30 protein-coding genes are annotated in these 22305 nt (G+C 68.8%); 8 read left to right on the forward strand and 22 right to left on the reverse strand.

All coding sequences use genetic code 11. The annotated features are described in order from the left end of the window. Window positions 1–34: 34 nt before the first annotated feature. The 5 genes from ABZ803_RS08770 to ABZ803_RS08790 form a co-directional block, all read right to left on the reverse strand. Entirely contained in the window at window positions 35–418 is a 384-nt protein-coding gene (locus tag ABZ803_RS08770) for a phage holin family protein (RefSeq protein WP_357034457.1), read from the reverse strand. 74 nt (window positions 419–492) lie between these two features. Then, complete coding sequence (locus ABZ803_RS08775) at window positions 493–1074, reverse strand: Clp protease N-terminal domain-containing protein (RefSeq protein WP_357034459.1); 582 nt, start codon at window positions 1072–1074, stop codon at window positions 493–495. Continuing rightward, window positions 1074–1295: a helix-turn-helix domain-containing protein gene (locus ABZ803_RS08780; protein WP_040870358.1), complete on the reverse strand. Its 222-nt coding sequence runs from the start codon at window positions 1293–1295 to the stop codon at window positions 1074–1076. The genes ABZ803_RS08775 and ABZ803_RS08780 overlap by 1 nt, the downstream gene beginning before the upstream one ends. 121 nt (window positions 1296–1416) lie before the next feature. Continuing rightward, the gene (locus ABZ803_RS08785) at window positions 1417–2502 is read right to left on the reverse strand and encodes a PLP-dependent cysteine synthase family protein (RefSeq protein ID WP_357034462.1); all 1086 of its coding nucleotides are present in this window, start codon (window positions 2500–2502) and stop codon (window positions 1417–1419) included. Then, the gene (locus ABZ803_RS08790; RefSeq protein WP_062968238.1) at window positions 2499–2861 is read right to left on the reverse strand and encodes a DUF4229 domain-containing protein; all 363 of its coding nucleotides are present in this window, start codon (window positions 2859–2861) and stop codon (window positions 2499–2501) included. Before ABZ803_RS08790 ends, ABZ803_RS08785 begins: the two co-directional genes overlap by 4 nt. A gap of 185 nt (window positions 2862–3046) precedes the next feature. Between ABZ803_RS08790 and ABZ803_RS08795 the strand changes: the two genes are divergently transcribed. After that, window positions 3047–3256 carry a BldC family transcriptional regulator gene (locus ABZ803_RS08795; protein WP_040783886.1) on the forward strand — a complete coding sequence of 70 codons (210 nt, stop codon included), beginning with the start codon at window positions 3047–3049 and terminating at the stop codon, window positions 3254–3256. Between the two features lie 118 nt (window positions 3257–3374). Continuing rightward, window positions 3375–3581, forward strand: a complete 207-nt coding sequence (locus ABZ803_RS08800; RefSeq protein WP_043733248.1) for a hypothetical protein — start codon at window positions 3375–3377, stop codon at window positions 3579–3581. 199 nt (window positions 3582–3780) lie between these two features. On the opposite strand, the gene ABZ803_RS08805 is transcribed toward ABZ803_RS08800, so the two are convergent. Beyond that, window positions 3781–4389: a hypothetical protein gene (locus ABZ803_RS08805; protein ID WP_357034464.1), complete on the reverse strand. Its 609-nt coding sequence runs from the start codon at window positions 4387–4389 to the stop codon at window positions 3781–3783. A gap of 309 nt (window positions 4390–4698) precedes the next feature. Here ABZ803_RS08805 and ABZ803_RS08810 point away from each other — a divergent pair, with 309 nt between their 5' ends. Further along, window positions 4699–5343 (forward strand): hypothetical protein, encoded by a 645-nt coding sequence (locus ABZ803_RS08810; protein ID WP_357034466.1) that lies wholly within the window; start codon window positions 4699–4701, stop codon window positions 5341–5343. Window positions 5344–5378: 35 nt separating this feature from the next. On the opposite strand, the gene ABZ803_RS08815 is transcribed toward ABZ803_RS08810, so the two are convergent. Continuing rightward, complete coding sequence (locus ABZ803_RS08815) at window positions 5379–5921, reverse strand: hypothetical protein (RefSeq protein ID WP_357034467.1); 543 nt, start codon at window positions 5919–5921, stop codon at window positions 5379–5381. 266 nt (window positions 5922–6187) lie between these two features. Between ABZ803_RS08815 and ABZ803_RS08820 the strand changes: the two genes are divergently transcribed. Beyond that, complete coding sequence (locus ABZ803_RS08820) at window positions 6188–6472, forward strand: hypothetical protein (RefSeq protein WP_357034469.1); 285 nt, start codon at window positions 6188–6190, stop codon at window positions 6470–6472. 66 nt (window positions 6473–6538) lie between these two features. Here ABZ803_RS08820 and ABZ803_RS08825 read toward each other — a convergent pair whose 3' ends face one another. The 8 genes from ABZ803_RS08825 to hemL all read right to left on the reverse strand — a co-directional run bounded on the left by ABZ803_RS08825 (window position 6539) and on the right by hemL (window position 14036). After that, window positions 6539–7192, reverse strand: a complete 654-nt coding sequence (locus tag ABZ803_RS08825) for a Uma2 family endonuclease (protein ID WP_357034471.1) — start codon at window positions 7190–7192, stop codon at window positions 6539–6541. A 137-nt stretch (window positions 7193–7329) separates the two neighbouring features. Next, window positions 7330–8295, reverse strand: a complete 966-nt coding sequence (gene ccsB, locus ABZ803_RS08830; protein ID WP_357034473.1) for a c-type cytochrome biogenesis protein CcsB — start codon at window positions 8293–8295, stop codon at window positions 7330–7332. A 2-nt stretch (window positions 8296–8297) separates the two neighbouring features. Next, window positions 8298–9944 (reverse strand): cytochrome c biogenesis protein ResB, encoded by a 1647-nt coding sequence (locus tag ABZ803_RS08835; RefSeq protein ID WP_357034475.1) that lies wholly within the window; start codon window positions 9942–9944, stop codon window positions 8298–8300. Continuing rightward, on the reverse strand, window positions 9941–10777 hold the full coding sequence (locus tag ABZ803_RS08840; RefSeq protein ID WP_357034477.1) for a cytochrome c biogenesis CcdA family protein: 837 nt from the start codon (window positions 10775–10777) through the stop codon (window positions 9941–9943). Before ABZ803_RS08840 ends, ABZ803_RS08835 begins: the two co-directional genes overlap by 4 nt. Window positions 10778–10817: 40 nt before the next feature. Beyond that, on the reverse strand, window positions 10818–11072 hold the full coding sequence (locus tag ABZ803_RS08845; protein WP_040870368.1) for a hypothetical protein: 255 nt from the start codon (window positions 11070–11072) through the stop codon (window positions 10818–10820). Continuing rightward, window positions 11069–11710: a TlpA disulfide reductase family protein gene (locus tag ABZ803_RS08850; RefSeq protein ID WP_357034478.1), complete on the reverse strand. Its 642-nt coding sequence runs from the start codon at window positions 11708–11710 to the stop codon at window positions 11069–11071. Before ABZ803_RS08850 ends, ABZ803_RS08845 begins: the two co-directional genes overlap by 4 nt. Beyond that, entirely contained in the window at window positions 11707–12354 is a 648-nt protein-coding gene (locus ABZ803_RS08855; RefSeq protein ID WP_357035386.1) for a histidine phosphatase family protein, read from the reverse strand. Before ABZ803_RS08855 ends, ABZ803_RS08850 begins: the two co-directional genes overlap by 4 nt. A 344-nt stretch (window positions 12355–12698) precedes the next feature. Further along, a complete protein-coding gene (gene hemL, locus ABZ803_RS08860) occupies window positions 12699–14036 on the reverse strand; it encodes a glutamate-1-semialdehyde 2,1-aminomutase (RefSeq protein WP_357034480.1) in 1338 nt (445 codons plus the stop codon). 174 nt (window positions 14037–14210) lie between these two features. On the opposite strand from hemL, the gene ABZ803_RS08865 reads away from it, so the two are divergent. Next, the gene (locus ABZ803_RS08865; protein ID WP_357034482.1) at window positions 14211–14597 is read left to right on the forward strand and encodes a hypothetical protein; all 387 of its coding nucleotides are present in this window, start codon (window positions 14211–14213) and stop codon (window positions 14595–14597) included. Window positions 14598–14618: 21 nt separating this feature from the next. Here ABZ803_RS08865 and ABZ803_RS08870 read toward each other — a convergent pair whose 3' ends face one another. The 6 genes from ABZ803_RS08870 to hemB form a co-directional block, all read right to left on the reverse strand. Beyond that, entirely contained in the window at window positions 14619–14840 is a 222-nt protein-coding gene (locus tag ABZ803_RS08870) for a hypothetical protein (protein WP_357034484.1), read from the reverse strand. A 169-nt stretch (window positions 14841–15009) separates the two neighbouring features. Then, complete coding sequence (locus tag ABZ803_RS08875) at window positions 15010–15240, reverse strand: hypothetical protein (RefSeq protein WP_357034486.1); 231 nt, start codon at window positions 15238–15240, stop codon at window positions 15010–15012. Window positions 15241–15297: 57 nt separating this feature from the next. After that, window positions 15298–15558: a hypothetical protein gene (locus ABZ803_RS08880; protein WP_357034488.1), complete on the reverse strand. Its 261-nt coding sequence runs from the start codon at window positions 15556–15558 to the stop codon at window positions 15298–15300. After that, window positions 15555–16037, reverse strand: coding sequence for a hypothetical protein (locus ABZ803_RS08885; protein ID WP_062968217.1), 483 nt, complete (start codon window positions 16035–16037; stop codon window positions 15555–15557). Before ABZ803_RS08885 ends, ABZ803_RS08880 begins: the two co-directional genes overlap by 4 nt. A 315-nt stretch (window positions 16038–16352) precedes the next feature. Continuing rightward, window positions 16353–16868: a hypothetical protein gene (locus tag ABZ803_RS08890; protein ID WP_357034490.1), complete on the reverse strand. Its 516-nt coding sequence runs from the start codon at window positions 16866–16868 to the stop codon at window positions 16353–16355. Window positions 16869–16873: 5 nt separating this feature from the next. Continuing rightward, window positions 16874–17851: a porphobilinogen synthase gene (gene hemB, locus ABZ803_RS08895; protein ID WP_357034492.1), complete on the reverse strand. Its 978-nt coding sequence runs from the start codon at window positions 17849–17851 to the stop codon at window positions 16874–16876. A 183-nt stretch (window positions 17852–18034) separates the two neighbouring features. Here hemB and ABZ803_RS08900 point away from each other — a divergent pair, with 183 nt between their 5' ends. The 3 genes from ABZ803_RS08900 to ABZ803_RS08910 all read left to right on the forward strand — a co-directional run bounded on the left by ABZ803_RS08900 (window position 18035) and on the right by ABZ803_RS08910 (window position 20062). After that, window positions 18035–18820 carry a hypothetical protein gene (locus ABZ803_RS08900; protein ID WP_357034494.1) on the forward strand — a complete coding sequence of 262 codons (786 nt, stop codon included), beginning with the start codon at window positions 18035–18037 and terminating at the stop codon, window positions 18818–18820. Between the two features lie 45 nt (window positions 18821–18865). After that, on the forward strand, window positions 18866–19675 hold the full coding sequence (locus tag ABZ803_RS08905; RefSeq protein ID WP_357034496.1) for a tetratricopeptide repeat protein: 810 nt from the start codon (window positions 18866–18868) through the stop codon (window positions 19673–19675). 114 nt (window positions 19676–19789) lie between these two features. Further along, window positions 19790–20062, forward strand: coding sequence for a hypothetical protein (locus ABZ803_RS08910; protein WP_040870381.1), 273 nt, complete (start codon window positions 19790–19792; stop codon window positions 20060–20062). Window positions 20063–20739: 677 nt separating this feature from the next. Here the strand turns inward: ABZ803_RS08910 and ABZ803_RS08915 are convergent. Then, window positions 20740–22302 (reverse strand): bifunctional uroporphyrinogen-III C-methyltransferase/uroporphyrinogen-III synthase, encoded by a 1563-nt coding sequence (locus tag ABZ803_RS08915; RefSeq protein ID WP_357034498.1) that lies wholly within the window; start codon window positions 22300–22302, stop codon window positions 20740–20742. Window positions 22303–22305 lie beyond the last annotated feature (3 nt).

A 22305-nucleotide genomic window follows, 5' to 3' on the forward strand; every position in this document is an offset into this window, starting at 1 on the left:
CCGGTGACGAGTTCCGCACGAGCGGCGTGGCGAACTAGTCCTCGTCCGGCACCAGGATGCCGAGCACCCAGTTCACGATCGAGACGATGATGCCGCCGATCACCGCGGCCCAGAAACCTTCGACGCGCAGGCCGTAATGGCTGAACGCTTCGGTGATCTCGGCGGTCAGCCACAGCATGAACGCGTTGATCACGAGCAGGAACAGGCCGAGCGTCACGATCACCAGCGGTAGTGACAGCAACTTCACGATCGGCTTGACCAGCGCGTTCACCACCGTGAACACCGCGGCCACCGCGAGGACGACCGCGATCTTGGCGCCGTTGCCGCCTTCGGGAGCGAGGATGTCGATCTTGTCGACCCAGAAGGCGGCCAGCCAGATGGCCACCGCGTTGATGATCAACCGAATCACGAGCTGCATGGCCCAATGCTAGGCCCAGGGTGCGGACACGCGCCGCTGGAAGACATGAACTCCGCCTGCGCATGTCCGCGGGCTCAGGCCGCACGGTCGAGCAGGGCGTGCACCTTGGGGCGCAACTCCTTGATCACGGTGGGCCCGCCGAACAGGCGCATCGTCGTCTCGTTGGGGGCGCGCAGGATGCCGAGCAGCATGTGCCCCGATTCGATGCTCTTGTCCTTGCGGCCGAGCGCCTCCCGCAGGGATAGCTCGAGCACCTTCTTCGCTTCCCTGGTGAACGGAATGTGCCCGTAGTACCCGCCGCGACCCCACGGGAACGACCCACGTCGCGGATCCGGCGCGGCGCGGTCGAGCGCGTCCTCGCCGAAATGCGCTTCCAGTGACTCCCGGACGGCGTCCAGATCGATGCCGATGGACCGCAGTGCCTCGGCGTCCTCGGGTCCGAGGGGAACCCCATTGCCCTGCTCGGCCAGCGCGCGGCGCACGCCGTCGCGTGTGAGTCCCGCCTCCGCCAGCAACGCCGCCAATTCCGGCTCGGCTTGGCCGAGCAATCCGAGCAGCACGTGTTCGACCTCGATATTCGACGCGCGGAGTTCGCGCGCGTCCTCCTGGGCGACGACGATCGCCGTGCGCGCCGACCTGCTGAACCGTTCGAACATCAGCGGCTCCTGCCTTTCCGGTTGTACTTCTGATGTACCGCCTGCTTGCTCACCTCGAGCGCTTCCGCGATCGCCTGCCAGGACCAGCCCTGGGCGCGGGCGTTGGCCACCTGGATGGCTTCGAGACGTTCGAGCAGCCTGCGTAGCGCGAGCACCGCGCGCAGCCCGACCTTGGGATCGGGGCTGCCCGCGGCGGCCGCCAGGGTGGTTGCTTCTGTCATGTCGTCAATTTTTATTGACGCTTGCGCGCGATGTCAACAAAAATTGACACGCGATGGCGCGGCAGAGCCCGATTCCACGTTCGGCGAACAAGAAAGCTTCGCGCTCAGGCGAGGCAACCGATCAGGCGTCCCAGATTCCGGTCGCCACGAACTTCTCCAGGACCGCGGTGGGCTCGGCGAGATCCAGCCCGTGGGACGCGACCCACGCATCGTCGAAATACGTTCCGGCATAACGGTCCCCGCCGTCACACAGCAGGGTGACGACGCTGCCGCCGCGCCCTTCGGCGAGCATCTCGGCGATCAGGGCGAACACGCCCCACAGGTTCGTCCCGGTCGATCCGCCGACCCGGCGGCCCAGCCGCGTGCTCGCGAACCTGGCCGCCGCGATGGACGCCGCGTCGGGCACCTCGAACATGCGGTCCACCACTTGGCCGACGAACGAGGGCTCCACCCGTGGGCGGCCGATGCCTTCGATCCGCGAGGACATTCCGGTCTGATAGCCGGCGTCCCGCGTCTCGTAACCGCCGTAGAAAGCGGAGTTCTCCGGATCGACCACGACCAGCTTCGTCGCATGCCTGCGATACCGGATGTAGCGGCCGATCGTGGCGCTGGTGCCGCCCGTGCCCGCGCCGACCACGATCCATTCCGGCACCGGATTGGCCTCCAACGCCATCTGCTGGAAGATCGACTCGGCGATGTTGTTGTTGCCACGCCAGTCGGTGGCGCGCTCGGCGTGAGTGAACTGGTCCATGTAGTGACCGCCGCATTCGGCCGCCAGTCGCGCCGCCTCGGTGTACATGTCCGGCGGGCGCCGCACGAAATGGCAGCGACCGCCCTGCGCCTCGATCAGCGCGATCTTCTGCGGGGAGGTGCTCGCGGGCATCACCGCCACGAAGTCCAAGCCGAGCAGCTTCGCGAAGTAGGCCTCGCTGACCGCGGTCGAACCGGAGGATGCCTCCACCACGGTCGTCCCCTCGGTCACCCAGCCGTTGCAGATGGCGTACAGGAACAGCGAGCGGGCCAGGCGGTGCTTGAGGCTGCCGGTGATGTGCGTGGACTCGTCCTTGAGGTAGAGCTGGACGTTCCACCCGGCGGGTAGCGGGTAGCGCAGCAAGTGGGTATCCGCGCTGCGCTGGGAGTCGGCGTCGATCAACCGCACCGCGTTGTCGACCCAGTCGCGCGGTGCGGTGTGATCGCAGGACTTCACGAAGACGTCCCCGACTCCGGCGGGGTGGGCGGCTCGTCGCCGCGCAACCGCGCCCGTAGCTCGGCCTTGTCGCGGCGCCTGCGCTCGTCGACCACGGCGATGTCCTCGTTGACCTTGGCCCGCAGCCGCTTGAACAGGGCCAGCGACAGCGGCATCGCGATGATGAGCGCGAACAGGGCCGCGACCACCAACGGAATGTCCACCGACACCAGTCGCGCGGCCAGCACGATCACCGCGGTCAGCACTACCACGAGACCCAACCTGGCGACGGTGTAGAGGGCCAGATTGCGGGCCAGCCGACGACCTGCGCCAGCCGTTTGCTGTCCGGAAGCACCTTTTGGTGGAGTTGCGTCACGCACATCCCTCAGCCTATGCGAAGCTGTTGCCCGCCCCCGGTGCACGCCCACATGCCGGGGGTGGGGCGCACATCCGATTTGTCTATTACCTCCCCTTTACCAACTGTAGGTGGTTCGAGTACCTAGGGGTTTCAGTGCGACGATGGCGCCATCTGATGAGGGAACTGTCGAGAACGGAGAGGTTTGCTATGACTGCGATCACCGTCGGCGGCCAGGACACCCTGCTGACTCCGGGCCAGGTTGCTGCCCTGTTCCACGTCGACCCCAAGACCGTGACGCGCTGGGCCCACGCCGGGCGCCTCGGGTCGCTGCGCACACCGGGCGGACATCGCCGGTTTCGCGAATCGGAAGTACTCCAGCTGCTCAAGTCGCTGACCACCGAGGCGACCGCACGCTGATCGCAGCGAACGCGGGCCCGTCGTGCTCGGGTCCGCGCTCGCCCGCAGACCATTTTCTGCGTCTGCGGTGTGCGGGAGTCACGTCCGCGGCTACCCTCGTAATCAGGAGGTGAGCGACGTGACGTACCTGTTGGCACTCATCGCGGTGGTGGCAATAGCGGTGTTGTGCTGGAAGGCGTTCGGCCCCGAGCGGACTGGACCCACTGCCCCGCAGACCCGTTCACCACAGCGCAAGCGCGTCATCGGACCAGACGACGACCCGGAGTTCCTCTGGCGACTATCTCGCCAGCACCGCGACGGCGAGTCCGGTTCCGCCGAGCGCTGATCGTTCGCAGTACCCGCGCGATAGCACGCGTCCAGCGATATCCGGCGTTCGCGCGTTCTCTTTGTTCCGCGTATCAACCGTGGCCGTTCCGCCGGGGGAACTCCCTCCCCCTCGTCGGACACCACGGCGATCGACACCTCGGTCCGGGTGTGGCAGGCGCGCTGCGGTGCGCCTGCCACACCCGATCCGCGGGTATCGATCAGGGTTCGCCGTTGACGACCGCCATCAGCGCGTCCATGAACGGCTGCCCGCCCTGGATGGCTCCGCCCGCGATCGCGCCGACGACCAAGCCGATCGGGCCGGTGATGATGCTGAAGAAGCCGAGGCCGATCAGGGCCCCGAGCAGTCCGCCGAGCAGCGCGCCGCCGACCACGCCGACGACGTTCTGGTTCAGTTCGGCGATGAGCCGGTTCATCGAGCTGATCGGCTGCATCTCGCCGATCTCCTTGGCGTCCGCCTTCGGGGTGAGCGCGAGACGCCGTCCGCCGTCGGAGATTTCGTGCGCCACCGAGAGCTTGCTGCCGGAAACCTGGAAGGTCAGCGGCACTTCGGCGACCACGGCTCCGGTATCGGAGGTCAGCTCGATCTTGGTGCCGTCATCGACCACGGCGAAGGTGCCGTGCTCGACGGCGGTGCTGATGGCCCCGGTCTCGCGCGAGACCGTGGTGCGGTAGTCCACCCCCTGTTCGACACCTGCTGTCGTGATCTCTCGATCCGGTTCTACGGGTTGCGCGTTCGCGGCCCCGGCCGTGATGCCCACTGCGGCAACCGCACCGAGCGTAATGGCGGCAATAGTGCCGAACTTCATTCTGGAATTCCTTCTCACCGAGACACCGGCTCCGGAGGCCGGATGGCGTGTGACTGTACAGCGCCCGTGACTTGTTTCCAGATCTGGCGGTCGGCACACACGATCGAGCTGTTCGTTATGCAATTGTGATCACTATGGCTTCGGATGCGCGCACGCAGGTGAATTCCCAGGGCGTATCGCTATGCCTGGGAAGCAAAACTCGACGCGGACGTGCCGCGTAGTGTAAGCATGGCGTGGTCTTCAATCCGCAAGATTCACAACTTCGAGTCGCTAGGTGGGTCGAAGGGTTCACAGCTCTGGAGGACGTACGTGTCGCGCCAACGTGTCCGCGCCGGTATCACCCTGGCCGCCTTCATGGTCGGGACCGGACTGGCGGCCACCCTCGTGGTCGTCGCCGCGCTCTCGATGTCCGGCCCCGCCGAGGAGCCGGCCGCAGCCGCCCAGACCGCCACCGCGCCAACCACATCGACACCTCCTCCGACGACCGAGGAACCGCCCACCACTACCGAGCCCCTGCCGACCACCTCGGCAATGCGTGGCGCGTCGAACAAGAGCGCCACCAGCCTGCAGGTGGGCATCGGCGACTGCGTGCAGCTCGGCGGCGCGGGCGGGATCGACAAAACCGCTTGTGGCAGCCCTAACTCCGTCTACAAGGTCATCGAGAAGGCACCCGCGAACGCCGCGTGCCCCACCGACGCCGACCACACCTACAACGAAACCCTGCACGGGGCGGCACAGGCCGCGCTCTGCCTGGACATCGACTGGATCGTCGGCGGCTGCATGGAACTGACCCCCGGCAATCCCAAGCGACTGGATTGCGCGGCCCCCGCCCCTGGCGCGGTCCGGGTCATCGACATCAAGCAGAACACCGTCGACGTCAACGCCTGCGGCTCGGCCGACAGCGGAATCGTTTACCAGCAAAGGCATTTCGTCGTCTGCGTCGCGCGGCTCTAGACCCACCCGCCCCGCTGCCACGTAGGCGCGCGCGGTCAGTTAACAGACATGCGAAGTCTCGTGTCTCGTAGCACGGCGTTATCGCTTCCACTGTGGGATATTTCAGCGCATTGCCGACCGAAGCTTTCCGCGCATAGTGAACCGAAGGCGGTCCACGCAAAATTCGGCCACAAACTCTGAAAATGTTTTCCTCCAGATTGTTCCCGCGCAAAGACCTCAATAAAACTCATGGCATTCCGGGAAATGCCCATTCTTGGAACACACCCCGGTACGGTTACGACGTTCAGTGATCCCGAGTGCCTTCCCCAGTTCACCACCGCGGTCCCGGCAATGCCCTCGCAACCTGCGCGTACGGCGAGAACCTCGGCGGTGTAGACCGACGGCACCGTGGTGATCAGCGGAATCAGCTCGTCATCCGCCGCTTCCCGCACGAGATCGACGTCGGCAGAAGACATCTGCCAAGGTCTGAGCCTCAACTCGCCTGCTGCTGCGTCCAAATCCGGTACTCGACGTTTACCGGCCGGCTCCGAGTTCCTCCGCACCAGACGATGATCGCCGAGCGCGGTCACGACCACCAACGCAAATCCTTCGGCGGCAGGTATGCGCGAAACGCCTGAGGCATCGAGCCTGATGAAGCTGCGTTTTCAAGTATCGAGGATCGTCGGCGACCCCATCCGCCGGATGACGGAACGGAAGCCCACCTCGGGGGAATCGGCTTACCGCAGGGGGTGGGTGGCCGTGCACCCTTGGTGTCCTTTCGGCGCATTCCCGTGTCCATGAGGCTGGACAGCGTCATCACGACAGCGGGACCGCCCCGCCACACGAACAGCGAGGAGCACACCACATGATCCGAAACCAGCGCTCGACCCGCCGCACCCATCGGCTCGCCCGCGCTCTGGCGATCGCCGCCGCACCCGCCCTGCTCGGTATGGGTCTGGTGACGGCCGGTGTCGCCCAAGCCGGTCAGGACCACAACCTAGCGAGCTGTTCCTGGCCCTATACGGCGTGCGGCCCGCAGGCGAATACGACCCCCGGCGGACAGACAAATCTGAACCCAGGAAAGCAACCCGACCACAACCCCGGCCCCCACCGGCCTCACTCCCGGCTCACCGGCGCAGCAGGCCTGTGACCGATCGAGGTGCCGGCATGCGGCTGCGCACACTGGCGAGCCGCATCAATGTGCGAGCCGATCTTCTCAGTATTCGAGTTCGGCCCACGGAATGCTGATCGGGAACGGAAAGTCGAACTCGACGCCGTCCGGATCCCGGTGGGTCCACTCGGCCGCGAGGATGTAGTTGGCGGTACGAAGCGGGTGAACCCCGTCCGGAAGCTGCGCATGGCCGATGTCGAGACCGTAAGCGCGGACGGTAGCGATCGCGCTGACCTCACGGGCCAGCGTCACCTCCCAGTACCACGGGATGCCCGAGCCGGCGTACCGCCCCTTTTTCGCTTCGATGTCGGTCTGCGTGTTGCCGGGTGACAGGACCTCCCCGACCAGGACGACGTCACTGCCGCGCACATCCTGATAGGCGGATCCGAGACAGCGGTGGACCAGGAAGTCCGGTGTCAGGAAGTTGGACTTGCCGGTGTGACCCAGAAATACGTTCGTCTCGGTGGTGACGCGCCAACACTGTTCAGGATTGTCGGACATGTCCTTCCGAGCACAGCGCTCGAGTGTGGCCCAGAGTCGGTTGGAGAACGTCTGATGCTCGGCAGGACCGCGACGCAACCAGACCACGCGACCGTCCCACAACTCGATCCGCTCCGCGATCTCCTCGGGGAGTCGCTCCAACTCCTCCCATGTCATGTACTCAGGGAGGTCCGAGTGTTCGACATCCGGAACGGACATGCCGCAATGGTAACGGGCGGGCTGTCCCGACGGCTGGCTGTTTCCCCGGCAAGTACCACGGAGCTGCCCGCTGTCACCGACTTGTCCGGCGACCGGGACAAGCCCGCCGCCGAGCGCAGGAAGGCGCGGGTCAAGCCTCAGTTCAGCCCGGCGTAGGAGTGCAACCCGCTGATCACCATGTTGATGATGAATAGATTGAACAACATCGCGACGAAGGCGGCGATGTTGATCCAGGCGGCCTTGGTGTCGCGCCAGCCGGAGGTGGCTCGGGCGTGCAGGTAGGCGGCGTAGAGGACCCAGGCGATGAAGGAGCAGGTTTCCTTCGGGTCCCAGCCCCAGAAGCGGCCCCAGGCGGCCTCGGCCCAAATGGCGCCCAGGATGACGCCTGCGCCGAACAGCGGGAAACCGATGATGGTGGCCTTGTAGGCCAGGCGGTCCAGGGTGCGGGCGTCGGGCAGGCGGCGGGCGATGACGCCGAGGACGTTGTCGGACTCCTGGCCCTCCGGCTGGCGCAGGCGGTAGAGGAACAGCATGCTCGCCACGCCCGCGAACAGGAACACGCCGCTGCCCACGCTCACGATGGTGACGTGCACCGGCAGCCAGAACGACTTCAACGCGGGCACCACGGGCGCGGCGTCGGCGTAGAGCACCGTGCCCGCGAGGAACAGCAGGATCAATACCGGGACGAGCAGGAACGCCCACATCGCGCGGTAGCGCTGTTCGCGCAGCAGCACCACCCCGACCAGCACCGCGGCGGCCGTCGCCATGGTGACGAACTCGTACATGTTGCCCAGCGGGAAGCGGTTGGTCGCGAAGCCGCGCAACACGATCGCGCCGACGTGCAACGCGATGGCGACCATCAGCACCGAGAACGCCATATTGCCGAGCCGCTCCGACAGCGGCGGCCGCGCGGGCTCGACGACCCGGCCGGGGCCCTGCGGTGTCGATCCGCCGCCCACGGTCACCAGTTCACGCTCGCTGACCTGGCGGCTGCGCGCCGTCGCGTACTGCCAGATCAGCAGTACCAGCACCAGCGCGTACACCACGATCGCCGTCTTGAACGCGAGATCGCTGTACCTGGCGATGGTTTCGTCGATCGGCATGGTCACTCTCCCGTGGTCTCGGCGTGCTCGTCGAGCAGGCGGGCGCGCAACCGGTCGAACTCGCCGCCCCAGCCCGCCTGGTCGGTCCTGGCCAGCCCGCCCATCTCTACTACAGTGCGTCGTTTGTCAACGGTACCGGCCGTGTCCTCGGCCGGGTAGACCCGGACCCAGATCCGCCTGCGCTTGATCAGCAGCGAGACCAGCAGGCCCGCCATCATGAACAGCGCGCTCACCAGCACCCACTTCTGCGCGGGGTCGTGCGAGACCTGCAGATTGACGAACTCCTGCGCGCCGTCGAAGGTGACCTTGGTGCCGTTCGGCAGCGTGGTCGACTCGCCGGGGCGCAGATTGACCCTGGCCTCCTTGGCCAGCCGGCCCTGTTTGACCTGCTCGGGGTCCAGCGCGAACAGCGACTGCGGCTTCCCGGTGTCCAGGCCGGTGTCGCCGCGATAGATGTCGACCGCGACGGCGGGATCGTTCATCGCGGGGAACGCCGAGGTCAGCAGCGACCCGTGGAACATCGCCGTGGGCGCGAACAACCCCTCGATCGCGATCTGGTTCTTGCGGCGCTCCTCGTCGGTGGCGTACATGCCACCGGGCGGGTCGATCCGCAGCACGCCGCTGGACAGGAACGTGGAGGCGTCGTCGGGACGCCACTGAATGGACTCGGTGCGGGTCTGGCCGTTGGGGAAGGTGACCGTGAAGGTCGGCGCGTAGCCGTGACCTTGCAGGTAGAGCCGGTCGCCTGCGACGCGCAAGGGATGGTTGACCTGCACCTGCGTATCGCGCCAGGTGTTCGTCCGCAGGTCGTCGCCCGCCTGGTAGGCGAGGTTCGCGGTGAACATCTCCGCTTGCCCGTTGGTCAGGTAGTCGGCTCGGAAATCCTTCACCCGGACGCAGATCGGGGTCATCCCGGTGCCGTCGTTGACGTTGCCCGCCTTGAACGAGTCGAACACCGCGGGCGAGGTGGTGCAGAAGCCGGGGCCGTTGTTCGCCAGCACGATGACGCTGCCCTCGTAGCCGAACAGCTTGCCCGCCGCGATGGCGATCAGCAGCCCGACCAGCGCCAGATGGAAGACGAGGTTGCCGAGTTCGCGGGTGTAGCCCTTCTCCGCCGAGAGCGCCAGTTCACCCTCGCGAGGGCCGGGGCGGACCTCGGTGCGCCAGCCGCGCAGCTGGGCGCGGGCGTGGTCGACGAGCTCCCGGGGCGACCGCTCGGCCAGGCCCGAGTAGTGGTGCGGCAGCCTGGTCAGGTTGCGCGGTGCCCGCACCGGCTGTGTGCGCAGCGCGCGGTAGTGGTCGAGCGTGCGCGGCAGGATGCAACCGACCAGGGAGATGAACAGCAGCACGTAGACGGCGGTGAACCAGAAGCTGGAGAACACGTCGAACAGCTCGAAGCGGTCCATCCACGGGCCGAGCGTCGGCCGGTCGGCGATGTACTGTTCGACCTTCTGCTCGTTGAGATTGCGCTGCGGCAGCAACGCGCCGGGAATCGCGGCCAAGGCGAGCAGAAACAGCAGTACCAGGGCGGTGCGCATGCTGGTGAGCCCGCGCCAGGTGTTGCGCAGCAATGCCCAGGCCCGTCCGGGCAGGGATTGGCGCGGCGGCCGCTCGGTGCTTTCGATCGTCGGCTGGTCGGTCACGGTCATATCGGCAAGGTCACCTCGGAGACGAACGCGTCGCGCACCCAGGCGACGAACTGGTCCCACGCCCCGGTGACCAGCGCGGCGCCGACCGCGACGAGCAACAGACCCCCGATGATCTGGATGGTGCGGGAATTGCGGCGCAGCCACCCCACCCCGCGCAACGCGCTCGCCGAACCGAAGGCAAGCACGACGAACGGCAGACCGAGTCCCAGACAGTAGGCGACGATCAGCGCGACCCCGCGCACCGCCGTCGTCCCGTCGGTGCCCGCGGCCACCGCCATGACACCGGAGAGCGTGGGGCCCAGGCACGGCGTCCAGCCCAGCGCGAACACTCCGCCCAGCAGCGGCGCGCCCATGATGCTGGTGAGCCTGCGCGGCTCCATCCGGGTGTCGCGCTGCAACGCGGGCACCAGGCCGATGAAGACCAAGCCCATCAGGACCGTCACCACGCCGCCGATGCGTTGCAGCAGTTCACGGTTCACGTTGAGGGTCTGGATGACGCCGAAGACGGTCGCCGTGGCGAGCACGAAGACCACGGTGAAACCGGCCACGAACAAGCCGGCCGCACCCGCGACCCGCATCCGCCCCCTGCGAAGCGACTCGGCGGTGGTCACCGCTGCTCCGGTGCGGCCCCCGGTGGCCTGCGCGACGGTGGCGGGCGGCGCCTCGGCGCCGACCAGTCCGGCCAGGTAGGAGAGGTAGCCGGGCACGAGCGGCACCACACACGGCGAGGCGAAGGACACCAGACCCGCGAGCAGGCACGCGCCGAGCGCCAGCAGCAGCGGCCCGGAGGCCGCCGTCTGCTGGAACGAATCACCGACTCCGGCGAGCACCATCACAGGTTCTCCCCGTTATGCGGCGCGGTGCGCGCAAGCGTCACACCGATTCCTCCGGCGTGTCCTCCGGTGATCGTCCGGCGCCGCGGCGCAACGACACCTTGTGCTCGGTGGCGGTGGGTTCCTCGGCCGCCTCGAATACGGCGAAGTCCAAGAGGGAGTCGGCGGCGACGCTGCGCGGCACGGTGGCGATACCCGCCCACCGGTCGTCGACGGCCCATCCTCCGCCGATGCGTCGGGCGCCCTGCCGTGGCCGGCAGGCACGCAGGTGGCGGGTACGGCGGTCGCGATTCACTGTGATTCCTCCGCGGCGATACTTTCGATTACCGGCTGTAGATCCTCGGCCAGCAGGGACCGCAGGAAGACCGCGGCGACCCGGTGTTGCCGGTCGAGGACGAGCGTGGTGGGGATGACACTGGTAGGGAAGTTCCCGCCGAGCGCCAAGAGCGTGCGCATCGACGGGTCGTAGACGGACGGGTAGCCGACCTTGTTGTCGACCACGAAATCCTGGGCCTTGTCCTGTTGCGGATCGCGGACGTTGATCCCGAGGAATGCGACGCCTTTGTCCTTGGTCGCCTCGTAGACCTGCTCCAGGGCGGGCGCCTCGGCGCGGCACGGACCGCACCACTGGCCCCACAGGTTGAGCACCACGACCTTGCCCGCGTAGTCCTCGACCGAGGTGGTCTTGCCCGACGTCATCAGGTCCGGACCGGCCAGTTTGCCGATGGTGCCGCGCGCGGCAGGCGGGTCGTAGCGGATGTCGGTCTTGCCGCCGGGCGAGACGAACTCGAAGGTGCCGCCCGAGGCCACCGCGTCCGAACCGGTCGAACAACCCGCGAGCGCGGCGATCAGCGCCACGCACGCGAGCAGAACCGGCAGCGCCCGCCCGGTGCGCACCGAGGGCGGGAGGGGGAACGCGGTGGAGCGGGTCATGCGCCGTGTACCGACGGGTCCGAGCCGCCCGCGGGCTCGGAGTAGACGATGTCGACGAGCGTGTCGCCGTGGTAGACCAGCGAGGTCAGCGACGCGAGCGAGCACTGCCGCTGGCGCGGGTCGTGCCAGAGCCGCTGCCCCTGTAGGAACCGCCGCAGCGTCCACACCGGTAGCTGGTGCGAGACCAGCACCGCCTCCCGGCCGACCGCTTCGACCCGGGCTTTGTTCACCGCCGCCAGCATGCGGTGCGCGATCTGCAAGTAGGGCTCGCCCCAGGACGGAGTGAAGGGATCGCGCAGCTTCCACCAGTGCCGCGGCTTGCGCAGGGCGCCGTCGCCGACCGACACGCGCAGGCCCTCGAACGTGTTGCCCGCCTCGATGAGGTTCTCATCGGTGCGGACGATGACGTCGTGTTGGGCGGCGATCGGCTCGGCGGTCTCCTGCGCCCGCTGCAACGGCGAGGCGATGACCAGCGCGATGTCGTGATCGGCCAGGGTCCGAGCGACGGCGGCGGCCTGCGCGCGCCCCGTCACCGACAGGCTGAAGCCGGGCAGGCGGCCGTAGAGAATGCCGTTCGGATTGTGCACCTCGCCGTGGCGCAGCACGTGGACGATCGTCTCGATGGCGGCGCCGCCGTCGTGCACCCGCTCGGCGGCGCTGATCCGGCCCTCGGCGCGCTCGACCGGCTCGGGTGCCTCGCCCTCCGCCGGCGCGGCCTCGGGGGCCTCTTCTCCCCCGGCCTGCGACGTCGTCCCCGCGGCGGCGGCGAAGTGAGCGCCCGCGTCGACCAGGCTGGATGCCACGGGTTCGGTGGTCGCGGACCGGGTCGCGGCGGCGAACTGCTCACCCGCGTCGATCACGGTCGCCTCCGCGGCCGGGTCGATGACCGATGCGACGGCGACCGCGCCGTTGGTCGCGGTCACGTCCGGCTCGGCGGACGGCTTGGCCGGCTCGCGCCGGTCGGCATCGGGCTGATCGAGGTCGGAGGTCACGCGCGGGATCCTTCGGGGGTGGCGGCCGCCGCCGCGTGCGCGGCGGCGGGCAGGGCGGCAGCGATACGGTCGAACGCGTCCTCGTCGAGCGCCGCGGAGACGAACCACGCTTCGAACGCGCTCGGCGGCGCGTACACGCCACCGTCGAGCAGGGCGTGGAAGAACGCGGGGTAGCGCCAGGTCTCGCTCGCCTTGGCGGCGGCGTAATCGGTGACCGGGCGTTCGGCGAAGAACACGCTCACCATATTGCCTGCGAATTGCACCTGGTGCCCGACCCCCGCGGCGCTCAGCGCCGAGCCGAACAGCTCGCCGAGCCGCTGTGCGTTGCGGTCGAGTGCGGCGTAGACCGCGTCGTCGGCCGCCCGCAGCGTGGCGAGGCCCGCGGCCACCGCGACCGGGTTACCCGACAGCGTGCCGGCCTGGTAGACCGGGCCGAGCGGCGCGAGGTGGTTCATGATCTCGGCGCGTCCGCCGAACGCGGCCGCGGGCAGTCCGCCGCTCATCACCTTGCCGAAGGTGTAGAGATCGCCCGCGACGCCTTCCCGGCCGAACCAGCCCGCACTGCTGACCCGGAAGCCGGTCATCACCTCGTCCATGACGAGCAGCGCACCGTGCTCGGTGGTGAGGGCGCGCAGGCCCGCGTTGAAGCCGGGCAGCGGCGCGACGGCGCCCATGTTGCCCGCCGCCGCCTCGGTGATCACGCAGGCGATCTCGCCGGGGTTCGCGGCGAAGGCGGCGGCGACGGCGTCGAGATCGTTGTAGGGCAGCACGATGGTGTCGGCCGCCTGCGCGCCCGTCACCCCCGGGGAGGTGGGCAGACCGAGCGTGGCGACGCCCGAGCCCGCGTCGGCGAGCAGCGCGTCGACGTGACCGTGATAACAACCGGCGAACTTGATGATCTTGGTACGGCCGGTGTAGCCGCGGGCCAGCCGGACCGCGCTCATGGTTGCCTCGGTGCCGGAGTTCACCAGCCGGACCCGCTCCACCGGAGCGACCCGGCGCACGATCGCCTCGGCCAGTTCGATCTCGGCTTCGGTCGGCGCGCCGAAGGACAGGCCGCCGCTCGCCGCGCGGCGCACCGCCTCGACGACCGCGGGGTGCGCGTGGCCGAGGATCATCGGCCCCCAGGAACAGACCAGGTCTACGTACTCGTTGCCGTCGGCGTCGACGAGCGTGCAGCCGGCGGCCGAGGCGATGAATCGCGGTGTGCCGCCGACGGATCGAAATGCCCGCACCGGAGAGTTGACGCCCCCCGGAATCACCGAACTCGCCCGGTCGAAGAGCTGAGCGGAAACCGGCACGGTCGCACTGGTCACGCGCGGAGAAGAACTCACGCGTTCCAGTCTCGCAGCACCGGAAAATCGGTTCGACGACAGGGTGTAGTGCAGTGATGCAGGCCGCAGCCGCCTGGCAACACGCCGAGGTGAGGTTCGCGCGAAATTCGATCGCTGGACGGTTGCCGGTGCGTAGTCTCAGCTCACATTCGTCCATCGTTCGGGAGGGTCTGCATGCGGATTGCCATCGTCAGCGTGGGTGTGCTCGCCGTCGTCGCGGGAGCCGCCGTGACTCTCGGGGCCGGGTCCGCCGCCGCGCAGCCGTTCGATCAACTCGACCAGGCGCGGCTGGCCGTCCCGCTGGACCACACAGCGACCACCATGCTGGCGGGCGGACCGATCCCGGCGCTGATCACCATGGTCGTTCCGCCCAACCGGATCGGCGCCGGGCTGAAGGACGACTCGGCGATCTACCGCGACGATCGCGGCGCGGTGCACGCCACCCTGCGCCAAGTGGTCCTGGAGGCCGCAGGCCATCCGGACGGGACGGTCACCGTCTATCTCAACGCTCCCGGCGCCCGCAACGGCCGGGTGCTGGACATCTACCAGCACTGGAACTGAGCGGGCGCCGCGACGCCGCCGTCAGGCGTACATGCAGGGGACCTGCGCCGACATGGTGTGCAGGAAGCACATGAACCCGTTGTAGGGACCCGCCGAACCCGAATCCGGCACGAGAATCGGCGCGTCGACCGGGTTCGCGTCCTCCAGGGGCAATCCCGGGTTCGCGCCCGCGGGCGCGGCCCCGATTCCGAGGGCGGCGGCCACGGCAAACGCGGCACAAATCTTCACGGCGAACCGGTTCATCAAACACTTTCCTTCATTGACGCGCGTTCCAACTACGGCCGAAATACTAACGGCCCCAGAGCCATTCCAGCCAAAGCGCACAGTCGGCAGGCGTCGGGCAGCGGACGGAGCGCGGTTGCACGGTAACTCGCTCGCGCGCCGTCCGCAGCGGTTCGCAGGCAGTCCGTGGCTACGTGAGGCCCAGGCAGAACTTGGCGAACCCGGTGGTCACCAGGCACGCCAAAGGCGTGGGTAGCAGATGCAGCAACGGTGCGGGCGGAGTAGCGGCGAAGACCGGTGTCACCGGAACAGGCGTTCCGGGAACGGCTTCGGCGGACGCGGTGGCGGGTACGGCCGCGGCCGCGCCGATCACACCGGCCGCCACCGCACCGAAAAGTGTTCGCTGGACAGTTGGTTTCATGACCGTGGCGTTCCCGCGTTCCGCGAGGTCAAACGGCCGCAAGCGGACTCGCGCCGATCAGCCGCCGCTCGCGGTGCCACGGCGACCGCGCCACAGCCGGGCCACGGCGTCGATGGCGAGCACACCGGCCACCGCGACGAGCAACGTGGCCAGCAGCCACCAAGGGCCCGCGTAGCGGGTGGCGGTGAAACCCGGGGCGTCGCCGGCCGCCGCGAAGTCGGTGGTGCGCACGCCCGCGCGTGCGCTCAGCGCCGCCGCGATCACGGCGAGCACGAACAGATCCAGTTCCACCAGCACCGCGACGATCCAGCGCCTCATCGGTCCACTCCGTCCGAACTGCGCTGGACGGCTTCGGTCAACGCCGTTCGCAGCGCCTTGTGGTCTCTGGCCCATGCCTGCACCAGGCCGCCGTCGGCCAGCCGCAGACCGATGCCGGTGCGGCGGCGGGGCACCCCGCTCAGCTCGCCGAGCGCCCTGGCCGACTCCCAGTCCTCGTCGTCCCAGGAATCCTCGTCGCGCTCGGGGAGCACCTCCGCGATCGAGTCCAGCGGTAACGACTCGGTGCCCGAACGCAGCGTCTCCTCGGTGAGCTCGACACTGACGTGCCGCTTGCCCGCGACCACCTGCAGGGCGACGAAACCCGCGATCAGCGCGGCGCAGAACACCAGGGCGAACCAGTGCACGGCACCGCCCGTGGCGAATTCGAGGACGAGAACGGCCAGGCACAGGATCGGGCCGTAGGCCACCGCGCGCCAGCGGGCGCCCGGTTCGGCGAACAAGACGGCGGCAGCGGTCACGCCGGGCCTCCCGCGGCAGCGTGCGCCGACACGGCGAGAAGTGAGATCAGCGACTCAGGCCGGGCAGCAACAGCACGGCGACGGTCAACACGGCGAACAGGATCAACAGACTCAAAACGGCCAGATCCCGCCGAATGCTGTGCGGCTGCTGGATCACCACTCGCATCGATGCCTCCGATCCTCCGGAGCCATCTGCCGAGTTCCCGCACGTAATACACGACAACGCATGACAAACGACTACCGGTTCCCACGTCCACTGTGACAACCCTCACCATACATGCCGGACTGTCTCGGACAAATTGGAAACGTGTTGCATCAGCGCCCGCCGGGCTGGAAGTACGCGGTGGATTCGGGCCGGTGGGACAGGTAGATGGCGCCCATCGCCAGCACCGCCTGCACGATGGAGGCGCCGCCCGCGACGAGTGAAGCCGTCCCGGCCACCGCGTCGATCGCCAGCAACGCGCCGACGCCGATCACCACCACCCAGGCACCGAGCACCGTCAGCACGGTGCGCGCCCATGGCTTGCCGCGCCCGAACTGGTGCACGATCACCGACGCCAGCGCCGCGACGCCCAGCCCGATCAGCACCACGACGACGTAGACCAGCGACACCATCAATTCCGCACTGGCCATGGTGACCTGTGGATCCTGCACCCTGGCCTGCTCGAAGACCTCTTCGGCGAACGTGCGCCGCTGATCCAGCGCGGCGACGATCGAGGCGATCAACTGGACGACGCCGAATCCGATCACACCCCACCACAGCTGCCGCGCGGTACCGACGTCCTCCGGCATCGGGGGCCGGGCCGGGCCCGCGGCGAACGGTCCCGCCATGTTCGTCACGACAGCCAGTTCGCGGCCTCGGTCGCCCAGTAGGTGAGCACGATATCCGCGCCCGCGCGGCGGATACTCATCAGTGACTCGAGGACGGCGCCACGGCGGTCGATCCAGCCGCGCTCGGCGGCAGCGGTGATCATCGCGTACTCACCGGATATCTGATACGCGGCGACCGGGACCGTCGTGCGATCGGCGACATCGCGCAGGATGTCCAGATACGACATGGCCGGCTTCACCATGACGATGTCCGCACCCTCGGCCAGGTCCAATTCCAGTTCACGGATCGCCTCGCGGCGATTGGCCGGGTCCTGCTGGTAGGTGCGCCGGTCGCCTTCCAGCGAGGAGCCGACGGCCTCCCGGAACGGGCCGTAGAACGCCGAGGCGTATTTCGCGGAGTAGGCCAGGATGCCGGTGTCGATGCGTCCGGCCGCGTCCAGGCCGCGCCGGATCGCGCCGACCTGGCCGTCCATCATGCCGCTGGTGCCCAGCAGGTCGGCGCCCGCCTCGGCCTGGGCCAGCGCCATCTCGACGTAGCGGTCCAGCGTCGCGTCGTTGTCGACCGCGCCGTCGGCGGCGAGCACGCCGCAGTGGCCGTGGTCGGTGAACTCGTCCAGGCAGGTGTCCGCCATGACCACGGTCGAGTCGCCCACCTCGTCGGCGAGCGCGCGCAGGCCGCGGTTGAGAATGCCGCGCGGGTCGCTCGCGGCGCTGCCGACGGCGTCCTTGTCCTCCGGGCGCGGCACGCCGAAGAGCATGATGCCGCCCACACCGGCCGTGACGGCCTCGACGGCCGTCTTGCGCAGCGAGTCCAGCGAGTGCTGCGCCACGCCCGGCATGGAGCCGATCGGGCGCGGTTCCGCCAAGCCGTCGGCCACGAACATCGGTAGTACCAATTGTCGTGGTTCGAGTGTCGTTTCGGCCACGAGACGACGCAAAGCCGGGGTGCGGCGCAACCGCCGTGGGCGGTCCATTCCGGTCATGAATCGCACGATACGCCCGGCGCGATCGGCTGTCGCGAGCGCCCGTCGCCCGCTTACGGCCCCCCGGCCCGTTACACGGCGATCGGGCATGTCATCCGACTGATAACGGTGTGTGAAATCACACCTCGCACCGCGCCCGGAGGCGCATACTCCGACTAGGGGCGAGACCCGCTGGGGGACAGCATGACCGATCCGCACATCGACATCTCGCTGGCCAGAGCCGCCGACTTCGAGTCGTGGGTGGCGGTACTGCTGTCGGACTGGTGGCCGGTACTGACCGACGGTCTGCCCCCGCCAGCGGCCGCTCTGCGAACCTGGCGCGCCACCGACGCCACGGGGCAGAACTTCAGCGTGGAGTTCCTCGCCCGGCAATCGGCCACGTCCGGGGTGATGCCCTGCGCGCACGTAGCCTTTCCCAGCCTCGGCATCCGTCCCGACGAGCACGAGTGGGTGCGCAGCCGGGGCACGCACCTGGTCGGCGGCACCGAGGACGCCACGGTCCAGCTGCGGTTCTCCGACACCACCCGCAGCGTCTTCCTGCGCCTGCGGAGCAGACCGTGCCGGATGCTGGAAGAGGCGGGCCGACTGCTGCGCCCCGGGGCGGAAATCAGCCTGCGGTTCCCCTGCACCACGTCGGGGCCGCTCGACGTGCGGGTGGCCCGCAACAGCGCACGGCACTTGCTGGCCGAGCACAGCGCACGCCATGCCACCCCGGCCGATCCGTTGCAGCTCGGTCCGCCGCAGCGGGTCGCCGACATCGGCTGGGCCTTCATCTTCCCGTGGTCGACCACATCCTGGTATCTCGACGGCTCGGTTCCCACACTTGCGCCGGGCAGCCGCGGGCCGATCGTGGTCGTCAAGGACACCGGACACACCTGGCTGCTGGACAGCCTCCGCAACTACGACGCGCAGCTGGCCGCATACGCGCGGGCCAACGGGTACCGCGCCCCGCTCCAACAGGCGCGATGATGGACAGCGTGGATTCCGCGGAGTCTCGCGAGGCGGGGTGCTGAGATGACCGAGCGACCGAGCGAGGTCGAACTGCTCGCCATGCAACGACGCGCCGAAGCGCTGTGGGACGCGGGCGACGCGGCGGGCGCCGAACACTGGCTGCGCCGGGCCGCTGCCGGTGGCAGCGCGCCCGCCATGGGAATGCTCGGCGCCCTGCTGGGGGCCGACGGCCGGATCGGCGAGGGGATCAGCTGGCTGGAGACCGCCGCCGCGCGCGGCAACGAGGCGGCGGGGATGCAGCTGGGCCTACTGCACACCGAACGCGGAAATCTGGACGAGGCCGAGCGCTGGCTGCGGCCCGCCGCCGAGCGCGGCTTGCCCGAAGCCCTCTGCAACATGGGCGTACTCGCGAATCGGCGCGGCCGCGCCGAAGAGGCCGAGCAGTGGTACGAACGAGCGGTTCGTGCCGGAAACCCGACGGCCATGCGCAGTCTGGGCCTGCACCTGGCGCGTCGCGGCGAATTCGACCGTGCGATCGATCTGCTCACCGAGGCCGCGCGCCGCGGAAGAACCGATGCGATGGCGGTACTGGGCGCGCTGCACCTGGACCGTGGCGACCGAGCCGAGGGTGAGCGGTGGCTGCGCAAGGGCGCCGAAGCGGATGACCCCGACTCGATGTTCCATCTCGCGCTATTGCTGCGCGCGTCCAACACGCCTTACCTGGCGGGCGATTTCGCCGACCCCGAGGTGCTGCGAACCGCCGCCGCCATCGCGACCGGCCGCACACCGGCGCAGCGGGAAGCTCGGCGGTGGCTGGAACGCGCGGCCGCGCTTGGCCATCCGCAGTCGCTGCGGCTGTTGCACGATCTGTGAGCCGCGGGCCAGGTGAAAGCCCTTGTGGCCTGCGGACTTTGTCGGTGCCCCCCGGTAGAATCGAAGGTACGTTCGAGGGGGCTTCCGCCCCCGATCGCCACGGGAGGGATGCCAATGCGCACACCACAAACCGTTCTCATCGACCGCCCCTATGCCCCGCTGGAGAAGCGCAGGCTGCCCGCGGGCCGTCCGCGGGCGTGGTATGTCCTGCACAACCGGCGGCTGAAGGCGATGCGCCTGGCGATCGCGCTGCTCGACTCCGGCGTCTACGCCCCGAGTTATGCCACGAACAAGCGAATCAGGCACACCGCCGAGGTGATCGGCATCCGACCTCCGTCCGACGCGACCTGCTCCATGGTCCGCACCTTGATGCGCAAGCGGTACTGAGCACCGATCACTCGTTCCGGCTCGCGGTCGCGAAGCGGTATCGCAGCGTTTCGCGACCGCGTACGAACGAAAGAGCTGCCCGAAATCCTTCGGGCTCACAGGCCGCGAACGGCACGAGCCCACATCACGATGCGAGTCGTAACGCCCCGAACGATATCGACCACATCGCCGAGATCGTCGTCGGGAAGTCCGACGACGGGGGTCGGGCGCGCAGGCCGACCCACATCATGATGCGCAACGATGCCCAGCCGGGCGCCTGTTCGCCGGGCACGAGCAGCCGCCTTGCGGCCCAGCATGTAAACGCGGTCGCCAGCCGGAATCCGCCTACGCGGTCACAACGGCAAGCTCTGGTCGTAGTGATCGGGCTTACGTGCCCAGCACACCCCAACCACGTCTTTCGAGCGAAGCGAGACCGAGCATGCGCCGTTCGCGGCCCGGCTCGCGTCCGAGTGGCCGCCGCGTAGGCGACGAAGGAGCAAGCGGTGGTCGCTCGGACGCGAGCCACCAAGGGGCCGCGAACACCCAGCGCCGCAGGCGCTGGAAAAACCAACACAGCCCGGCTCGTCTCCGAGTGACCGCCGCGTAGGCGACGAAGGAGCAAGCGGTGGTCGCTCGGACGCGAGCCATGAAGGGGCCGCGAACACCCAGCGCCGCAGGCGCTGGAAAAACCAACACAGCTACCTACTGCGGCGGCTCTTCTTCCGCGGAGGCGGCAGGAGGCCTTCGGCGCGCAGCCGGGCGGCGTGTTCGGCCAGCGCTTCGACCAGGGGACCGACCTGCGCCACCTCGGGCTGCACGTCCACGCGAAGGCCGAATTCGACGGCGGTCTCGGCGGTCTTGGGGCCGATGCACGCCACGATGGTGCGCGCGTGTGGCTTGCCCGCGATGCCCACCAGGTTGCGCACCGTGGAGGACGAGGTGAACAGGACCGCGTCGAAGCCGCCGGTCTTGATCATCTCGCGGGTCTCCGCGGGCGGCGGCGAGGCGCGCACCGTGCGGTAGGCCGTCACGTCATCGATTTCCCAGCCGCGATCGCGCAGGCCCTCGGCCAGCGTCTCGGTGGCGATGTCGGCGCGCGGCAGCAGCACCCGGTTCACCGGGTCGAACACGTCGTCGTAGGGCGGGAAGTCGGCCAGCAGCCCCTCGGAGGACTGCTCACCGCTGGGCACCAACTCCGGGTTGATGCCGAACGACCGCACCTTCTCCGCGGTGGCCTCGCCGACGCAGGCGATCTTCACGCCGGAGAACGCCCGCGCGTCCAGGCCGAACTCGGCGAACTTCTCCCAGACCGCGCGCACCGCGTTGGTGGAGGTGAACACCACCCACTGGTAGCGCCCGTCGACCAGACCCTTGACCGCGCGCTCCATCTGAGCGGGGCTGCGCGGTGGCTCGACCGCGATGGTCGGCACCTCCATCGGGATGGCGCCGTGCGTGACGAGCCGTTCGCTCATCTCCGCGGCCTGATCCTTGGTGCGCGGCACCAGCACGGTCCAGCCGTACAGCGCGCGCGACTCCCACCAGGACATCTTCGACCGGTGCGCGACCACCTTGCCGATGGTCACCACCAGCGGGCCGACCAGTTCCGAGGCCGCGCTGTTCAGCGTGGCCAGGGTGGCTTCGATGGTGCGCTGCTGACGGGTGGTGCCCCGCACCGTCACCGCGACCGGGGTCTGCGGCGCCATGCCGTGCTCGACCAGGGCGCTCGCGGTCTCGGCGAGATGCCCGGAGGTCGCGTGCAGCACGAGCGGGCCGGGGGCGGCCGCGAGCGCGGCCCAGTCGACCTCGCCGCGCACGTCCGCCTCGGTGTGCCCGGAACCCAGTGCGATGCCCGCGTAGCTGGGCACCGCGGAGCCGTTGGGCAGGCCGGGCAGCACCTCGAAGACCATGTGCGACCTGGTGACGGCGTTGACTTCGGCGATCACCGAGTCGGTGGTCAGTGGGTCGCCCGCGACCACACGCACCACGTCGTGCCCGGCGCGCGCTTCGGCGATCAGTGTCTTGGCCACCTCGGCGGGCTCGCCGAGCGCGGGCCGCACGTCGACGGGACGTTCCCCGTCCGGCCCCGGCTCGACCGAGGTGCCGATCAGGGCGAGCACGCCCTTGTCGACGTCCGGGTCGGTGAACGCCAGCGTCGCCCGTCCGATCACCTCACGGGCCCGGACGGTGAGCAGCGCCGGGTCACCAGGACCCGATCCGACGAAAAGGATGCGACCGGGGTGCTTCTTCGTGGCTCGGCTCATGCC

It is taken from the genome of Nocardia sp. NPDC047648 (assembly GCF_040642815.1).
Lineage (GTDB): Bacteria > Actinomycetota > Actinomycetes > Mycobacteriales > Mycobacteriaceae > Nocardia > Nocardia gamkensis.

What these genes read in the sequence shown, in the direction of transcription:
- ABZ803_RS08850 (WP_357034478.1), bottom strand. Translation starts at nt 11,710, where the DNA reads ATGACCCGCTCCACCGCGTTCCCCCTCCCGCCCTCGGTGCGCACCGGG.
- hemB (WP_357034492.1), bottom strand. Translation starts at nt 17,851, where the DNA reads ATGACCGGAATGGACCGCCCACGGCGGTTGCGCCGCACCCCGGCTTTG.
- ABZ803_RS08905 (WP_357034496.1), top strand. Translation starts at nt 18,866, where the DNA reads ATGACCGAGCGACCGAGCGAGGTCGAACTGCTCGCCATGCAACGACGC.
- ABZ803_RS08825 (WP_357034471.1), bottom strand. Translation starts at nt 7,192, where the DNA reads ATGTCCGTTCCGGATGTCGAACACTCGGACCTCCCTGAGTACATGACA.
- ABZ803_RS08775 (WP_357034459.1), bottom strand. Translation starts at nt 1,074, where the DNA reads ATGTTCGAACGGTTCAGCAGGTCGGCGCGCACGGCGATCGTCGTCGCC.
- ABZ803_RS08870 (WP_357034484.1), bottom strand. Translation starts at nt 14,840, where the DNA reads ATGAACCGGTTCGCCGTGAAGATTTGTGCCGCGTTTGCCGTGGCCGCC.
- ABZ803_RS08910 (WP_040870381.1), top strand. Translation starts at nt 19,790, where the DNA reads ATGCGCACACCACAAACCGTTCTCATCGACCGCCCCTATGCCCCGCTG.
- ABZ803_RS08840 (WP_357034477.1), bottom strand. Translation starts at nt 10,777, where the DNA reads ATGGTGCTCGCCGGAGTCGGTGATTCGTTCCAGCAGACGGCGGCCTCC.
- ccsB (WP_357034473.1), bottom strand. Translation starts at nt 8,295, where the DNA reads ATGCCGATCGACGAAACCATCGCCAGGTACAGCGATCTCGCGTTCAAG.
- ABZ803_RS08865 (WP_357034482.1), top strand. Translation starts at nt 14,211, where the DNA reads ATGCGGATTGCCATCGTCAGCGTGGGTGTGCTCGCCGTCGTCGCGGGA.
- ABZ803_RS08805 (WP_357034464.1), bottom strand. Translation starts at nt 4,389, where the DNA reads ATGAAGTTCGGCACTATTGCCGCCATTACGCTCGGTGCGGTTGCCGCA.
- ABZ803_RS08880 (WP_357034488.1), bottom strand. Translation starts at nt 15,558, where the DNA reads ATGAGGCGCTGGATCGTCGCGGTGCTGGTGGAACTGGATCTGTTCGTG.
- ABZ803_RS08875 (WP_357034486.1), bottom strand. Translation starts at nt 15,240, where the DNA reads ATGAAACCAACTGTCCAGCGAACACTTTTCGGTGCGGTGGCGGCCGGT.
- ABZ803_RS08890 (WP_357034490.1), bottom strand. Translation starts at nt 16,868, where the DNA reads ATGGCGGGACCGTTCGCCGCGGGCCCGGCCCGGCCCCCGATGCCGGAG.
- ABZ803_RS08900 (WP_357034494.1), top strand. Translation starts at nt 18,035, where the DNA reads ATGACCGATCCGCACATCGACATCTCGCTGGCCAGAGCCGCCGACTTC.
- ABZ803_RS08915 (WP_357034498.1), bottom strand. Translation starts at nt 22,302, where the DNA reads ATGAGCCGAGCCACGAAGAAGCACCCCGGTCGCATCCTTTTCGTCGGA.
- ABZ803_RS08835 (WP_357034475.1), bottom strand. Translation starts at nt 9,944, where the DNA reads ATGACCGTGACCGACCAGCCGACGATCGAAAGCACCGAGCGGCCGCCG.
- ABZ803_RS08795 (WP_040783886.1), top strand. Translation starts at nt 3,047, where the DNA reads ATGACTGCGATCACCGTCGGCGGCCAGGACACCCTGCTGACTCCGGGC.
- ABZ803_RS08770 (WP_357034457.1), bottom strand. Translation starts at nt 418, where the DNA reads ATGCAGCTCGTGATTCGGTTGATCATCAACGCGGTGGCCATCTGGCTG.
- ABZ803_RS08820 (WP_357034469.1), top strand. Translation starts at nt 6,188, where the DNA reads ATGATCCGAAACCAGCGCTCGACCCGCCGCACCCATCGGCTCGCCCGC.
- ABZ803_RS08780 (WP_040870358.1), bottom strand. Translation starts at nt 1,295, where the DNA reads ATGACAGAAGCAACCACCCTGGCGGCCGCCGCGGGCAGCCCCGATCCC.